Source organism: Streptomyces carpinensis (assembly GCF_002154505.1).
In the GTDB taxonomy this organism is placed as follows: Bacteria; Actinomycetota; Actinomycetes; order Streptomycetales; family Streptomycetaceae; genus Streptomyces; species Streptomyces carpinensis.
Genome location: NZ_MUBM01000575.1, coordinates 1 through 940, shown reverse-complemented (window position 1 = coordinate 940; position 940 = coordinate 1). Strand labels below are relative to the sequence as shown.

The window sequence follows — 940 nt, the reverse complement described above, 5'->3', positions numbered from 1 at the left end:
GCGCCGATCTCCAGGACCCGGTCACCGTCCGCCACCCGTAGCTCCGCCAGCATCTGCGCCATGAGCGAGGGCTGGCTGCTGGAGGAGACCAGCTCGCCGTCGCGCAGCCGCGTGGCCAGCGGGGCGTCCTCGTAGGCACCCCGCAGCCAGCGCTCGCGGGCCCGCGGGTCCGGGCTCTCGCCCCAGCGCCGCTCGTATCCGCCCATGACGCCGACGTAGTAGTACGGCACGAACAGGTGCCGCGGCACGGCGGCGAACGCCTTTCGCCAGACCGGGTCGGACGCCCAGGCACCGCTCGCGTCGATCTCCCGCACCAGAGCGTCCCGCGCCTCGGCGGCGAGCTCGTCCAGATCCCTGTCACCCTTGCCCTTGTCGCCGTCGCGGCCTTTGCGGCCCTTTTCGGCAGTGTGCGCGCCCATGCCTCCACTGTCCTGCGTGATCGGGCACGAGGCGAGCACCGGCAGGACCTAGGTCTCGCGTCCTCGGTCCGGCCGTCTGAGACCATGGAACGGTGAATGAGATTCGGCGCGGCACGCTTCAGGAGCAGACCTTCTACGAGCAGGTCGGCGGGGAGGAGACCTTCCGCCGGCTCGTCCACCGTTTCTACGAGGGGGTCGCCGACGATCCCGAACTTCGGGCCATGTACCCGGAGGAGGACCTGGGACCGGCCGAGGAGCGGCTCAGGCTGTTCCTGATCCAGTACTGGGGCGGACCGACGGCGTACAGCGAGCGACGCGGCCACCCGAGGCTGCGCATGCGGCACGCGCCCTTCACCGTTGACCGGGCGGCGCACGACGCCTGGCTGCGGCACATGCGGACCGCCGTCGACGAGCTGGGCCTGTCGGAGGAGCACGAGCGGACGCTGTGGAACTACCTGACGTACGCGGCCGCGTCCATGATCAACACTCCCGACTGAGCCGGTGAGCCTGCGAGTCACCTG

1 protein-coding gene and 1 pseudogene are annotated in these 940 nt (G+C 70.7%); one reads left to right on the top strand and one right to left on the bottom strand.

Going from position 1 to position 940, the window contains the following annotated elements:
• Positions 1-419, bottom strand: a pseudogene (locus BZY54_RS46300) (methyltransferase domain-containing protein); the annotation flags it as partial.
• Positions 420-511: 92 nt separating this feature from the next.
• On the opposite strand from BZY54_RS46300, the gene BZY54_RS46295 reads away from it, so the two are divergent.
• On the top strand, positions 512-916 hold the full coding sequence (locus BZY54_RS46295) for a globin (RefSeq protein ID WP_086731333.1): 405 nt from the start codon (positions 512-514) through the stop codon (positions 914-916).
• Positions 917-940 lie beyond the last annotated feature (24 nt).